12 protein-coding genes are annotated in these 14,388 nt (G+C 63.8%); 7 read left to right on the top strand and 5 right to left on the bottom strand.

Annotated elements, in window-relative coordinates; all coding sequences use genetic code 11:
- Positions 1 to 15: 15 nt before the first annotated feature.
- Positions 16 to 2,292, bottom strand: a complete 2,277-nt coding sequence (locus tag QX034_RS32545) for a lipopolysaccharide biosynthesis protein (RefSeq protein ID WP_316196268.1) — start codon at positions 2,290 to 2,292, stop codon at positions 16 to 18.
- Positions 2,293 to 2,630: 338 nt separating this feature from the next.
- Between QX034_RS32545 and QX034_RS32550 the strand changes: the two genes are divergently transcribed.
- The 3 genes from QX034_RS32550 (at position 2,631) to QX034_RS32560 (ending at position 6,761) form a co-directional block, all read left to right on the top strand.
- Positions 2,631 to 3,761, top strand: a complete 1,131-nt coding sequence (locus tag QX034_RS32550) for a glycosyltransferase (RefSeq protein ID WP_316196343.1) — start codon at positions 2,631 to 2,633, stop codon at positions 3,759 to 3,761.
- 144 nt (positions 3,762 to 3,905) lie between these two features.
- On the top strand, positions 3,906 to 5,429 hold the full coding sequence (locus QX034_RS32555; protein WP_315762967.1) for an undecaprenyl-phosphate glucose phosphotransferase: 1,524 nt from the start codon (positions 3,906 to 3,908) through the stop codon (positions 5,427 to 5,429).
- 66 nt (positions 5,430 to 5,495) lie between these two features.
- Positions 5,496 to 6,761, top strand: coding sequence for an O-antigen ligase family protein (locus QX034_RS32560; protein WP_316175557.1), 1,266 nt, complete (start codon positions 5,496 to 5,498; stop codon positions 6,759 to 6,761).
- Between the two features lie 7 nt (positions 6,762 to 6,768).
- Here the strand turns inward: QX034_RS32560 and QX034_RS32565 are convergent, their stop codons facing one another.
- The 3 genes from QX034_RS32565 to QX034_RS32575 all read right to left on the bottom strand — a co-directional run bounded on the left by QX034_RS32565 (position 6,769) and on the right by QX034_RS32575 (position 9,780).
- On the bottom strand, positions 6,769 to 7,950 hold the full coding sequence (locus tag QX034_RS32565) for a saccharopine dehydrogenase family protein (protein WP_315703411.1): 1,182 nt from the start codon (positions 7,948 to 7,950) through the stop codon (positions 6,769 to 6,771).
- Positions 7,951 to 8,067: 117 nt separating this feature from the next.
- On the bottom strand, positions 8,068 to 8,853 hold the full coding sequence (locus QX034_RS32570) for a DUF169 domain-containing protein (RefSeq protein ID WP_315769156.1): 786 nt from the start codon (positions 8,851 to 8,853) through the stop codon (positions 8,068 to 8,070).
- Positions 8,854 to 8,976: 123 nt separating this feature from the next.
- On the bottom strand, positions 8,977 to 9,780 hold the full coding sequence (locus QX034_RS32575) for a YdcF family protein (RefSeq protein WP_315769154.1): 804 nt from the start codon (positions 9,778 to 9,780) through the stop codon (positions 8,977 to 8,979).
- Positions 9,781 to 9,934: 154 nt separating this feature from the next.
- On the opposite strand from QX034_RS32575, the gene QX034_RS32580 reads away from it, so the two are divergent.
- The 3 genes from QX034_RS32580 (at position 9,935) to QX034_RS32590 (ending at position 12,714) form a co-directional block, all read left to right on the top strand.
- On the top strand, positions 9,935 to 10,876 hold the full coding sequence (locus QX034_RS32580; RefSeq protein WP_315703408.1) for an acetamidase/formamidase family protein: 942 nt from the start codon (positions 9,935 to 9,937) through the stop codon (positions 10,874 to 10,876).
- A gap of 1,075 nt (positions 10,877 to 11,951) precedes the next feature.
- Positions 11,952 to 12,149 (top strand): hypothetical protein, encoded by a 198-nt coding sequence (locus QX034_RS32585; RefSeq protein ID WP_006614936.1) that lies wholly within the window; start codon positions 11,952 to 11,954, stop codon positions 12,147 to 12,149.
- An 82-nt stretch (positions 12,150 to 12,231) separates the two neighbouring features.
- The gene (locus QX034_RS32590; RefSeq protein ID WP_315743305.1) at positions 12,232 to 12,714 is read left to right on the top strand and encodes a GcrA family cell cycle regulator; all 483 of its coding nucleotides are present in this window, start codon (positions 12,232 to 12,234) and stop codon (positions 12,712 to 12,714) included.
- A 148-nt stretch (positions 12,715 to 12,862) separates the two neighbouring features.
- Here the strand turns inward: QX034_RS32590 and QX034_RS32595 are convergent, their stop codons facing one another.
- Positions 12,863 to 13,831, bottom strand: a complete 969-nt coding sequence (locus QX034_RS32595) for an SDR family NAD(P)-dependent oxidoreductase (RefSeq protein ID WP_316167271.1) — start codon at positions 13,829 to 13,831, stop codon at positions 12,863 to 12,865.
- 199 nt (positions 13,832 to 14,030) lie between these two features.
- Between QX034_RS32595 and QX034_RS32600 the strand changes: the two genes are divergently transcribed.
- Positions 14,031 to 14,162, top strand: coding sequence for a hypothetical protein (locus QX034_RS32600; protein ID WP_315703405.1), 132 nt, complete (start codon positions 14,031 to 14,033; stop codon positions 14,160 to 14,162).
- Positions 14,163 to 14,388 lie beyond the last annotated feature (226 nt).

A 14,388-nucleotide genomic window follows, 5' to 3' on the forward strand; every position in this document is an offset into this window, starting at 1 on the left:
GAGGCACGGACATCGTCAGGCCGCCACGCCGCGATGACCTTGGTCGGCAGCCTTGGAAGTCTCGACCGGCTTCTGCAGCATCGTCACCGCGCCGAAACCGACCGCGCGCAGTTGTTTGCACATCTGGGTGCGGGCGCCCGCCGCTATTTTAGCATCCGGCACGACGACGGCGTGCGCTCCGGTCGTGAGCAGTTCGGCCGGAAGGTCGGCGGCGTTGCCCGCGTCGAGCAGCACATGGGCGTAGACCCGCTGCAAGGCATCGATCGCGAGCGTCAGGCGCGGCGATTGCAGCTCGGTGCGGTCGCCACCGGGACGCCCGGCGAGAACGAGGTGGAGTGTGGACAGCCGATCCTTGGTGATGATGCTGGAAAACGACGCCTCGCCCCGCATCAGCTCGATCAAGCCGGGCGCGGCAGGATCGACGGAAGCGGCTGCGAGAGCCTGGGAGGGGCCGGCGAGATCGATGAGCACCACCCGGCTCTGCCGCGCCAGCGCGCGGGCAAGCGCCAGTGCGCTGGCGGTGATCGCTTCGCCTCCGGCCGTGCCGAGCACGGTGATCCTGCAGGCGCCGTCAGCTGCGCCGAGCAGGTCGGCGGCGATCTGCTCGACCTCGGTGAGGACGGGTGCGGATTCGATGGGCCCGGACGCATCTGTTGGCGCAGCCGCGACCGTCAATACAGGTGCAGCCGAAGGTGCCGGGGCGACCTGCGGCACCGCGACCGGCGCTGCTGGCGCCGTCGATGGCAGCACCGGCTCGATCCGCGCAATGACGGCAGTCTGCACAACTGGTGCGGCGGGAGCCAAAGCGGACGGCATGGTGATGCGCAGCAATTCGCCGGTGATCACCAGGCCGGAGGTCAGCATCAAGGTCGCAAGGGTCGCAATCAGGACGATCGGCAGCTTCTTGGGATAGGCCGGCGTGTTGGAGACGATCGCCTGCGAAATGATCCGCCCCTCTGCCGGCGCGGTGTCGATGCTCTCGCGCGTGTTCGCCTCGCGGTATTTCGCAAGATACGATTCCAGGAGATCACGTTGCGCCTTGGCTTCCCGCTCCAGCGCCCGCAATTGAACATCCTGGCCGTTGCTCGACGTGGCTTGTTTCTTGAGCTGATCAAGGCTCGCGGTCAGCGAATCCACGCGGCCGCTGGCGATCCGCGCATCGTTATCCAGGGAACGCGAGACCTTGCCAGCCTCGTCCCGGATCTGGCGGTCGAGATCGGCGAGTTGGGCCTTCAACTCCTTGATGCGCGGGTGGTTGTCGAGCAGGGTCGACGACTGTTCCGCAAGCTGCGCGCGCAATGTCACCCGTTGTTCGGACAGGCGCCGCACCAGCTCGGAGTTCAAGACCTCCGACGCTTCGATCGGCTGTCCGCTCTGCAGCATTTCGCGGATCAACCGCGCCTTGGTTTCGGCATCCGATTTCAGCGCGCGGGCATTGTTCAGTTGTGTGGTGATCTCGCCCATCTGTTGGTTGGAGAGCGTGGTGTTGTTGGTGCCGACGAACAGGCTCGATTTGGAGCGGAATGCCTCGACCCGCGCTTCAGCCTCCTCGACTTTCTTGCGCAGGGTCTCAATCTCGCCGGCGAGCCATTGGCTCGCCGTTTTGGCCTGATTCTGCCGCGCATTTTGCTGCAGCGTCAGGTAACCGTCGGCGATCGAGTTGGCGACGCGGACCGCGAGCTCAGGATCCTGCGATTGAAACTCGATGACGATGACACGCGACTTGTCGACGGCATAAACCGTCAACCGCTCGTAATAGGCATCCATCACCCGCTCTTCCGGGGTCATGGAAAGCGGGTCGCGCACGAGACCGATCATTGCCGCGAGGGACTTCAACGGCGACACGCCGCGCAGCACCGAATCGAATTCCGGCAAATCGGCAAGCTTGTTTTTCTTGATGATGTCGCGCGCAAGATCGCGCGACAGCACGAGCTGAACCTGACTGGTCACGGCTTCGGGGTCGAGCGCGGTCCGTTCTTCGCTGCGCTCGCTGTTCGGACGCAAAAACACGTTTTCACGACCGTCGATCAATATTCTCGATTCGGATTTGTAGCGCGGTGTAACAAGGTTGACGCCGAAGATCGAGAGAGCCAATGCCGACAGTGTCGGAAGGATGATGAAGAGACGCTTGCGCGCCAGGGCGCGGCCGAGCAGCCGCAGATCGAGATCGCCGGTCGGCACGGCCGCCTCCGCTGCAGCCGATACAGGCGCAGACTGCACGATCTCCTCGGCGGCCCGGGTTGCGGCGACCTTCGCCTTCTCCCTGCCGGCACGCCAAAACGCCAAACGCATCGCTCACTCCCGCGAAGCCAACGCCACATTGCTGCTCTACATGGTAGAATTACACTCTATTAAGGTTGCCACCGGGTTAATCTGGAGGCGACACGCTGCATGTGAGAGGTACGTCCTGCGATGACATCGTTAGCCCACGCCGATCCAGCGTCTTCGTCTCCAGACAGTTTCTGCATTGGCTCATCACACTTCGTTAACCACACAAGCCTTATCGCAATCTGGACTTCTCCGATGATCGCCGCAATGAAACGCGCCCGCGCTTTCCTTTTGTGCCAACTGCCACGTCTGCGCAGTTGCACGTGCTCGGCCGGATGCGGGGCATCGAACCACGTGTGACGATGACTGTGTCCGAACGACGATTTCGTATTCTGCACGCCGTTCGTGCGCCGGTCGGCGGCATCTTCCGTCACATTCTGGACCTCGCCAACGGCCAGATCGATCGCGGTCACGAGGTCGGCATCATTGCAGACAGCCTGACGGGCGGCGAGCGCGCCGACAAAGCCTTGGCCGAGATCGCACCGCGACTGAAGCTCGGAGTCCACCGCATCGCGATCCAACGTGAGCCGCGACTGACCGACGCCATCGCCTTCGCCAGGTTCGCGCGTTTGGTCCGACAATTGAACCCCGAGGTGCTGCATGGCCACGGCGCCAAAGCCGGCGCCTTTCTCCGCATGCTTGCACGCCGCCCCGGAACCATCCGGGTCTACACGCCGCATGGTGGCTCGCTGCATTACCCGCTCAGTACGACGAAAGGCGCCTTGTACGCCCGCCTCGAACGCGCGCTGATGAACCGGACCGAGCTCTTCCTGTTCGAAAGCTCCTTTGCACGCGACACTTATCAACGCACGATCGGGACGCCGAAGGGCCTCGTGCGATGCGTGTTCAACGGCGTGACTGCCGGAGAGTTTGATCCCGTCAGCAGGGCCGCAGATGCGACCGACATCGTCTATGTCGGCGAGTTCAGAGCCATCAAAGGCGCCGACGTTCTCGTCGACGCACTCGCCCGCTTGCATGCCGATGGTAAGCCGTTGACGCTGACACTCGCCGGGGACGGTGAGGAGATGGAGCGACTCAAGGCGCAGGTCGAAAGATTTGCACTCACGCACGCGGTGCGCTTCATCGGTCATGTCCAAGCTCGCCATGGTTTCGCGCAAGGACGGCTTCTCGTCGTTCCATCGCGCGGCGACTCGATGCCTTATGTGGTGATCGAGGCGGGTGCCGCGGGAATTCCGATGATCGCCGCCAAGGTCGGCGGTATCCCGGAGATTTTCGGGCCGTATGGCGATGCTCTATTTGCGCCGAACAGCGCCGGCGCGCTGGCGGATGCGATCGAGACCGCGCTGGAGAATCCGGATGTGCTCCGAAATCGCGCCCAGGCATTGCGCGAGCGGATTTTCCAGCATTTCTCCCAGAACGCCATGGTCGAAGGCGTGCTGGCAGGATACCGCGAAGCATTTACCAAGACCTGACACCATTTACCATCGCTAACAGTTTCTTCCGAATTGCCGCCTAATCCGGCGCATGGGGATTTTCCCTATGCGTTCTCGGCGCATTACATCACCAAAAGCGCTTTACGGGCTTGTACGACTGTGGAACCCATCAACGCACGCTCGATGTTGGACGCTGCAGCGGCGGCGGCCACCTCCTCAGTCGGCACCCCAGCCGTCGAGCGCCGGCGCCGCCTGTCGCCTGCGGCCCTTGCGGTCGCTAACCAAAAAGTCCGCCGCGCCTATTCGCCGATCGTCATCGCTGGCGTCGTCCGCATCGCCGACTTTCTTCTGCTCAGCCTTGTCGGCAGTGCGATCTATGTCGGCTACGTGATCCCGCTGAGCGGCTTTCATTGGGAATATCTGGGAGCGATCCTCGGCGTAGCCGCAACCATGGTGGTCTGCTTCCAGGCCGCAGACATCTATCAAATCCAGGTCTTCCGAGGCCAGGTGAGTCAGATGACGCGGATGATCTCGTCTTATTCTTTCGTGTTTCTGCTCTTCATCGGCATCTCCTTCTTCGCCAAGGTCGGCAATGAGCTTTCGCGCCTGTGGCTCGGCGCGTTCTTCTTCACTGGTCTCGGCACGCTGATCGCTACCCGTGTCTTTCTGCGCAGCCTGATCCGCGGCTGGGCGCGCGAAGGCCGGCTCGACCGGCGCACCGTGATCGTCGGCGCCGATCAGAACGGCGAACAACTCGTTCGCGCTCTGGAGACCCAAGAGGATTCCGACATCGAAATTCTCGGCGTGTTCGATGATCGCAACGACAGCCGCGCGCTCGAGACCTGCGCCGGCGTTGCCAAGCTCGGCAAAGTCGACGACATCCTGGAGTTTGCGCGCCGCACCCGCGTCGACCTCGTGCTGTTCGCGCTGCCGATCTCGGCCGAAACCCGCATCCTGGACATGCTGAAGAAGCTGTGGGTACTCCCCGTCGACATTCGCCTCTCGGCGCACACCAACAAGCTGCGCTTCCGCCCGCGCTCCTACTCCTATCTCGGCGAAGTGCCGACGCTCGACATGTTCGAGGCGCCGATCACCGATTGGGACCTCGTGATGAAATGGCTGTTCGACCGCCTGGTCGGGAGTCTGATCCTGCTGCTCGCCTTGCCGATCATGGCTCTCGTGGCGCTCGCGATCAAGCTGGATAGTCCCGGCCCCGTGCTGTTTCGGCAAAAGCGTTTCGGCTTCAACAACGAGCGGATCGACGTCTTCAAATTCCGCTCGCTCTATCATCACCATGCCGATCTGACGGCATCGAAGGTCGTGACCAAGAACGATCCGCGCGTGACCCGCGTCGGCCGCTTCATCCGCAGGACGAGCCTGGACGAGCTGCCGCAGCTGTTCAACGTCGTCTTCAAGGGCAATCTGTCGCTGGTGGGACCGCGCCCGCACGCAGTCCTGGGCAAGCTGCAGAACCGCCTGTTCGACGAGGCCGTCGACGGCTATTTCGCGCGGCACCGCGTCAAACCGGGCATCACCGGCTGGGCGCAGATCAACGGCTGGCGCGGCGAGATCGACAACGAAGAAAAGATCCAGAAGCGCGTCGAGTTCGACCTCTATTACATCGAGAACTGGTCGGTCTTGTTCGACATGTACATCCTGTTGAAGACGCCGATCGCGCTGATGACCAAGAACGAGAACGCGTATTGAACCTCGGGTCCGAGCCGGGCGGCGCGTCGTCCAGCCCGACCTCCGAGGCCGAGTTGCGAGTGTGTGATGGCGTATGCGGCGACAGCCGGAGAGTTCGCGTCGCGGCCGATAGCCCCTCCGGGCATCGTCGCGTTGCAACGCGCGCTGATCTGGATGGTCGGAGCCTCCAGCGCGATCGTCTTCATCGAGCCCAGCCCCTATGAGCTCGTGACGCTGGCTTCGGCCTCCGTCTTCATCGCGACCGGCGTCCGGCTCAGACTGGTCCTCGTGCCGTTGCTGCTGCTCTTGTTCCTGCTCAATCTCGGCTACACGATCAGCGCGATCCCGCTGCTTGGTGACTCCACGGTCGCGACGTGGATCGCGACCTCCTGGTACATGGCGGTGACGGTGGTCTTCTTCGCGCTGGTCAGCGCCGACGACACCGCAGCCCGTCTCGACATGTTGCGCCGCGGCCTCCTGGTCGGCGGTCTCATCGCCGCGCTCGCGGGCGTGGCCGGCTACTTCCACCTCGTGCCCGGCGGCTACGATCTCCTGACGCTTTACGGTCGCGCGCGCGGCACCTTCAAAGACCCGAACGTGCTCGGCGCGTATCTGATCTTGCCGGCGCTGTTTGCCCTGCAGAACGTTGTGACCGCACATCTGGCCAAGGCGCTGCGCGGCATCCTTGTGCTCGGGGTGATCGCGCTTGCGATCCTGCTGGCATTCTCGCGTGCCGCCTGGGGCGGCCTGATCCTGACCGCGGCCTTCATGCTCAGCCTGATGGTTCTCACCAGCCGGTCGCGCGGCGAACGCTCGCGCGTCATCGTCACGACCATCGCCGCTGTGCTCGCCGTCGCGCTGCTGATCGCGGTGCTGTTGTCGTTCGATTCCATCGCGGAGATGTTCCGGCAAAGGGCGAGCTTCGACCAGAGCTATGACGAAGGCCGCTTCGGCCGCTTCGGCCGGCACATCCTGGGCGCGGCGATGGCGCTCGACCTGCCGTTCGGCATCGGCCCGCTGCAGTTCCACCGCTACTTTCCCGAAGACACCCATAACTCCTATCTGAATGCCTTCATGTCCGGCGGCTGGCTGTCAGGCATCTGCTATCCGACCCTGGTCTTCACCACCGTGATCCTCGGCTTCCGCCACATCTTCATCCGCGTCCCCTGGCAGCGCACCTATATCGCGATCTTCGCCGCCTTCGTCGGCATCGTCGGCGAGAGCTTCATCATCGACACCGACCATTGGCGGCACTTCTTCATGATGCTGGGCACGATGTGGGGGATGTTCGTCGCGGCACAACCCTACAAGCGCGAGGAACGATCGGTGATCGTCGTCCCTCGCGACCTCTAAGCGCCCATCAGCCTTCGGCCTCGAACGTCAATCCGGCGTTCTCGACCAGCCGCTTGATCAAGCGGTCGCCCATCGCCGCACCCGGGGTCCAGAAGCCGCCTTTCACTTCCGGCGCGTCGCGCAGCAGACAAAGCGCGCATTCGGAGATCATCTTCGCCGTCAAGCCGTAGCCGGGATCGCCCTTGCCCTTCACGCCCGCGCGAACGCGTCGCCCGTCGGGAGCAACCGCGACGTAGAGCAGGTCGAAATACCCATTGTCGCGCTTCTCCTTCGAGGGCCCCTCGCCCACCTTTGGCGCGTTAGGGCCGGTCTTCTCGGCATTCGCCGCCATCACCAGCTTCGCGTTGGCCTGGCCCTGCTCACCGTCTCCGGTAAGCACCATCTCGTCGTAGATGAAGTCCTGACCGTAGGGAAAGCCCATCAGCATGTTGGAGCGATGGACGTTGCGCGTGTTGACCAGCGCCATCGCAAACGGCGCCGCCCAGGACTGGAAGTCCTCTTCGTAGAGCGGCCTGTTGCCCGGCGGCTGCTTCGGTCCCTTGAAGCCCGGCGTCAGCGCGAACGGATCCTTCATGATCGCAACCAGGCTCAAATCACTGGTCAGCGCGGCGGCTGTCGCCTTGGCGCTGGCCGCCGTGCCGCCCGAGAGCGAGCCGCTCATTCCGCGGATACGTCCCTTGACCCGCGCCGCCGGCGCGCCCAGCACTTTCCTCGCCTGCTCCTGCACGAAGAAAACGCCGAGCTCGAACGGCACCGAGTCGAAGCCGCAGGAGAAGAGGATGCGCGCGCCGGTCTTTTCCGCCTCCGCCTGATGCTGCCCGATCATCTGATGCATCCACAGCGGCTCGCCGCAGAGATCGGCATAGTCAGTGCCCGATGCAACGCAAGCCGCAAGCACATCGGCGCCATAGAGCTGATAGGGACCGACCGTGGTCAGCACGAGCTTTGCCCGATCGACCATCGCACGAATGGACGAGGGATCGCTCGAGTCGGCCACGATCAGCGGCGTGTCGGCAGGCGCGCCGATCGCATCGCGCACCGACGCCAGCTTGTCGCGGCTGCGGCCGGCCATCGCCCATGTCAGCGCTTTGTCGCCGCGATAATGCGAAGCCAGATATTCGGCGACGAGCTGGCCGGTGAACCCGGTCGCGCCGTAGACGACGATGTCGAACTTGGATGAAGCACTCATTCTCAGATCCTTGCTACATCCGTCATTGCGAGCGCAGCGAAGCAATCCAGTATCACGCAAAGATTCTGGATTGCTTCGTCGCCTTCGGCTCCTCGCAATGACGGCAACTTCAAAATTTCATTTCTTCCCATACGACACGCTCATGCCGGCGCGGACATCGTTCTGGATCCCGTAAGGCGCGATCGGATAGCGCAGGCCGTTCCTGGCGAGCTGCTTCATCCCGGCGATCGCCTTGCCAAGATCAGAAGGCTTCAACGCCATCAACATCTCCTCGTCCGGCACGCCGCCATACCGCCGCTCGGCAAAGCACGGCAGCGACAGGCTTGGCTCGCCGGTCTTCAGCGCCCGCCCCCACGAATCCGCGCAGGCGGTCTCGCCGACCACGCCCCATTCGAACTTCTTGTAGCCCGTATATTGCAGGCCGTTGATCAGGATGATCATCTGACCGGGTGTCGCGTAAACCAGGCAGATGTCGGGCGGATTGAGGCGTCCGCTGGCCAGCGGACTCACCGCCATGGCCTGATAGCGGCCGAACGGAACCACGTCCAGCGCCTCCTGGCGCTTGCGGGCGTCCTCGGCGGTGCCGTGCCACACCCCGACATAATTGGTACCGGCAAGCCAGGCCTCGTCCTGCGGACCAAGCCCGATCACGGCGCGGCACTGCGCGCCGACGAGATCATCGCCGGTGACGCCGACCGTCCAGCCGAGGCGCGAGGCCATGCTGACGATCTGGTCGGTCGTATGCACCGCGTTCGGACGACGGATCTTCTCGACCGCTTCCATCTCATCGACGCGGGTGAACATCTTGATGCCGATCACCGTCGTCTTCAGCCGCAACAGCGCGTTGAGGTCGGCGGCCATGCCGGCCACATCCAGTCCGTCCTGCGCGCTCGCCTGTGGCATGGCAATCACTCCCTCGCTTGGGCATCGATGGCCCGCTTTTTGGCTCTGTCCAGCGAGCGTGTGTTAGACCGTCGCGTGCCACGAGGCCAGCCCCCGCCTCACAAGCTCGCAGGCTTCGCCAGGCTAGCGACTGTCCGGCCCCGGCAGCAGCTGGTCGGTGCGATCGCGCAGCCGATAGGCCAGAAGTCCCAGCCATTCGCGTACCGCGGCATCGGTGCGTCCCAATCCGACCAGTGCGACGTTCTCGAAGCTGAACAGATCGGCCCAATGGCCGACGCGCCAGTCGACCGGGTAAGGCTCGACCGGAAAGCCGGCCTTGCGAAACAGTCCGACCGAGCGCGGCATGTGATAGGCCGAGGTGACGAGCAGCCAGCGCTCGCCGGGCTTCGGCGCCACCAGCTGCTTGGAGAAGATCGCGTTCTCGTAGGTGTTGCGCGACAGCCGCTCGATGATCAGGCGATCTTTGGCTACGCCAAGGCTGGTCAGAATGTCCGAGGCGAAGTCGCCCTCCTTCGCATCGTTGGAGATCAGATTGGCGCTGCCGCCCGTGAACAGAACCCGTGCGTTGGGATAGCGGCGCGCCAGCGCTGCCGCGGCGATAAGACGATCTGCCGCCGAGCGCGTAATCGGCGTGTTGTGGATCACGGACATGTCGGCATCGACCGGACCGCCGAGCACGACGATGCCGTCCGGAGCCCCTTTGCTCGCGTCCCATTTCGGAAAGCGGCTCTCCAGCGGATACAAAAGGTAGTTGCCGAGCGGCGAGAAGGCGCAGACCGCGAGCAGCACGATCACGAGGACGAAGAGCCTGCGGCCCCATCTCGCCCAGCGCGTCGCCAGGAGAACCGCTGCGATGACACCCAGCTCGATCAGGAAATTGGTCGGCAGCAGCATCGTGCCGAGCGTTTTCGACAAGACAAAGAACATTCGGGACTCCGCGCGCGCCGCCCTGAATCGGCGCTCCCGACCTCTTACACGACAGCCGTGCCTTGCGTATCCGCCTATCTGCAGGGCGGCTGCGATTTGCTATGGATCGAGGGCACATCTTTTCCGAGCCGGATACCGGAGGCGCCAGACCGTCATGACTCACCATCATCTGCACGCAAGCCCCGAAACCTGTCACTGGGGCTTCTTCGAAGCCAAGCTGAAGCCGGTGCTCGCGATCGAGAGCGGCGACGAGGTGACGATCGACAGCATCAGCGGCGGGCCCGATGTCCTGCCGGACAGAACCAAGTTTCACGTCCCGCCGGAGTTGCTCGATGTTCACGCCAGAAGCGAGCGGATGGTGCCCGGCCATATCCTGACCGGTCCGATCGCGGTCAAGGGGGCCGAGGTCGGGGACGTGCTGGAAGTCGACATCCTCGATGTGCAGCTGCGGCAGGATTGGGGCTACAACTTCATTCGCCCGCTCGCCGGCACCCTGCCCGATGATTTCCACGAGAGCCGGCTGCTCAATATCCCCTTGGACAAGGCACGGATGGTCGGGAAACTGCCCTGGGGCCTCGAACTGCCGCTGGCGCCCTTCTTCGGCGTGATGGGCGTGGCGCCGCCGCCGGCCTGGGGCCGCATCACCTCGCTGATCCCGCGCGCGATGGGCGGCAATCTGGATAACAAAGAACTCGGCGCCGGCGCCAAGCTCTATCTGCCGGTGTTCGTGCCCGGCGCGCTGTTCTCCTGCGGCGACGGCCACGGCGCCCAGGGCGATGGCGAGGTCTGCGTCACCGCGATCGAGACCGCGCTGCAAGGCCGCTTCCGCCTGACCGTGCGCAAGGATCTCAAGCTCGACTACCCCCGCGCCGAGACCGCCACCCATTACATGACGATGGCCATGGACCCCGATCTCGACCAATGCGTGGTGCGCGCGTTGCGCGACATGATCGTGCTGCTCGGGGAAAAGCGCAACCTGTCGCGCGAGGACGCCTATACGCTCTGCAGTCTCGCCGCCGACCTGCGGGTGACGCAGACCGTCAACGGCTCCAAGGGCATTCACTGCATGATCGCCAAATCGGTCGTGCACGGGTAATCCGACTTGAGGGGCCTTACATCATTGCGAGCCACCGGGGCCGCGCGAATGCGCGGCCGGATGACAGGCAAAGCAATCCAGACCTTTCGCGGCAAGATTCTGGATTGCTTCGTCGCCGGAGCCTGCCATCGGGCTCGCCGGAGGCGAGACCCGGTGGGCTCCTCGCAATGACGTCGGGGGCATCTCGCATCCCAAACTTGTTCCCAGGCCGACCGAGACACACGTTCGCTGTCCCGCGGCACATCATGCCCGAGTTCTGCTGCAACAGTTGCCCTCTGAAAGGTCGGAGGGCGCAGGGAAGGCCAGGCGTCGGCTGACGCCTGCGGCCCGCCTGCGAAAAAAATGCAGGCGGCAGGTACCACAGGTGCAGCCGGAACGACCCGGCCTTCCCTGCGCGATGGTCTTCACGTTTATACGCAGTCTCCCTGGTGCACCGGGCTTTCTGGCCACCATTCGCGACAACGCGCTTGCGCACGTTGCGCGGGACACCAGCATCGGGGTGTCAGGACGCTGCGACTTCACGTCCGCGCGCTGCCGTTCGTCCGCGTGCATCGAGCACGCTGCGGCACCTCGCGGCCATCGCTCCCCGCCTCGCGTGTCGTGACGATCGCGCGCAACGCCCCTCCGTGCCGAGGCGGGATGCGCGCAGTAAAGCACGATTTCCGAAAAAACGAAAGGCATATTTCTGAATTTACGAAACGGTGCGAGCATTCCGATGGCACGACCGACCGGCGTTCGGGCGCTGCCCGTTCTCGCTGCCGGCCATTCCTCGCCCCGCTGAATCGGGCGATTGCCTCGCCCCTCACTAGCATCAGCCTTGAATACACGCATTTCGCGCATCTCTCGGAGGAACCCAGGCCGAATCCGCCCGTCGTGACCGACCTGCCACAGATCCCCGACCGTCGCCCTCACTGCACGTTTGCCGAGTCTCGGTCGAACGCAGAAAAATCAATAAATTTATTTCAAATTCAATAACTTAACCACTTTCGACGCAAGCACCTGTACAACTTATCCGATTCCTAATAGAGTCTAAAAAGTTACTTTTCTGTACACCGGTTACGGACTAGCTTTTGGCATGGCCACGGAAAAAGCCGAGACTGACCGCATTCCCGTAACCCTCGCCCTGGCGACCATCGGCTACCTTGAGAAGCTCGTGAAACAGGGCACCCACGGCACCAGCGTTCCAGGTGTCTGCAGGACGTTGATCGAAGAAGGCATAAGGCTCGCCATCAAGGACGGGCTTTTGTCGATCCGCGACAACGGCAGGGCGTGAACGGAGGCGTTTGAGCGCGAAGTTTCGGCGGCACGCGACGGCCAGGACGATCCAGCATGGATCCAACTTGGAAACATAGAATATGCCCGCCGACCGACCCACTGCACCTTCCACCTGGACCGAGGAACGAATCCAGCTCCTGAAACAGCACTTTGAGGCCGGGCTGACCTGCCGCGAAATCGCCGCTGAGCTTGGCGTCAGCCGCAATGCGGTGATCGGCAAGATCTCGCGCCTGGCGCTGATCCGCGACAATGGCGGTGACACCCGCCGCGTGATGCGCGCGGACGGCAAGGACGGCGTGCGGACGCGTCCGGTGCCGAAACTACGCCGGCGGATCCTGAAGGCGATTCAGATCGCGCCGGCGCCCGAGCCGGTGGTCGAGGAGACCGTCGTTGCGGTCGCAAACGGCTGCTCGCTGTTCGAGCTCTCCAAGGAGCGATGCCGCTGGCCGATCTCGACACCAGGGGCCGACGATTTCTGCTTCTGCGGCTCGAGGCCGGTCGAGGGCCTGCCCTATTGCGCCGGCCACACCCGGATGGCCTATCGCGTGGCATCGTCGCGGTAAGCGGCGAAGGCGATCACTCTTTGCTCGGTCGACGCTTTTTGCTCGGTCGACGCTTTCTGCGAGGACGTCGCGGCGATCTCGTCTCCCCTCCCCCTTGCGGGGAGGGGAGCCCACGCCCTCGCGGTGAGAGACCATCTCCCGAGAACCCCTACCCCAGCTTCCACCCCGCCTCCTGGGCGAAGCGCTGGAAGAATTCGGGCTCGTAGGCCTGTTCCGGCGATTGCCGGACGCGGAGGTCGAGCAGCTTGGCGTCCTCGCCGACCAGGATGCGCCATTGCTCCGCTTTCACGCCGTCGAGAATGATCCTGGCGGCCTGCGCGGCCGTGGTCGGCGCATCCTCCAGGAAGCTACGGGCGCGCTCGGCGGCCGCGGCCTGCACGTCCTCGTCGCTCATCGCAGCGACATCGATCCCCATGCCCTTCATGCGCTGGCGCGCCTGCTGGATCTCGGTCTCGCTCAGCCGGTCCGACTCCGTGCCGCTCTGCACCTTGCGCGAGTTCGACACGATCGAGGTGCCGATGTGACCCGGCATCACCACCGAGCATTTGATGTGCGGCGCATTGAGGCGGAGATCGTTGATCAGCGCCTCGGTAAAACCCTTCACGGCGAATTTCGCCGCGCTATAGGCGGTGTGCGCGACACCCAGGCCGACCGAGGCCCAGAAGCCGTTAACGCTGGAGGTGTTGACGATGTGGCCCTCGTCCGCTTTCAACAGCAGCGGCAAAAAGGTCCGGACGCCGAGATAGACCCCGCCCCAGCAGATGTTGAAGGTGCGCTCCCATTGCTCGCGGCTGTTGGTGAACAGGCTGCCGCCTCCACCGATGCCGGCGTTGTTGAACAACAGATGGATCCTGTCGGTTGCCTGCTGCTCCATCAGTTCGTCGCGGAAGCGCTTGAGCTGATCCTCGATGGCGACGTCGGCGATATGCGTGGTGATCCTCAGGCCCTGCGGCAAGCGCTCCGCTTCGCACAAACGCTTGGTCTCGGCCATCGCCTCGGCCGAGACGTCGCACATGGCGACATTGCAACCTTCGGCGACGAGCTGACGGGCCAGCTCCCGGCCCATGCCGGTGCCGCCGCCGGTGACGACGGCGAACCTGCCTGCAAAATCCTTCATGGAACGCTGGTCCTTCCCTTCTGCTTATTCGACGTCCTCTGCGCGGGACGCCCGCTCAGCTTAGGGCATTTCGGAGCGTGAGAGCCAGACCAGCGGTAAGCCGCGCGGGAGTTCGCACGCACGTTGAACCTGCCATCGGGCGCACGCGACGCATCAAAAAGAACAACCATCACATCGAAACAGCGCGCAGGAGGCTCAGATGGCGCACTGGCATGATCAGATGGTCGACCGCCCCGAGGCGGACGACAGCGGCGCCTACCTGACCGGCTGGACCATCAGCGGCATCGCCGTGCTCGGCACGATCGTCGCGGTCTGGCTGCTCGGGATCTGAGGCCGGCGGGAGCCCGGAACGAAGCGGCCGGGCATGGTGGTGATCCCGGAGCCGCCCACCGGTGGAGCCGTTGGTGGCTCGGGCGCTCTGCGCCAACGCGGCGTCGCCCGCGACGATGAGGGCTGCTGCCCGTCCGATCGCGGTTAGTCCCATGGTCATTTCCATTTCGAAAGACCGCAGACAAATCCTTGAATTACTTACCGTTCTCCGAACCGCGGCGGATCGC

Origin of the sequence: Bradyrhizobium sp. SZCCHNR3119, assembly GCF_032487775.1 — a bacterium.
In the GTDB taxonomy this organism is placed as follows: domain Bacteria; phylum Pseudomonadota; class Alphaproteobacteria; order Rhizobiales; family Xanthobacteraceae; genus Bradyrhizobium.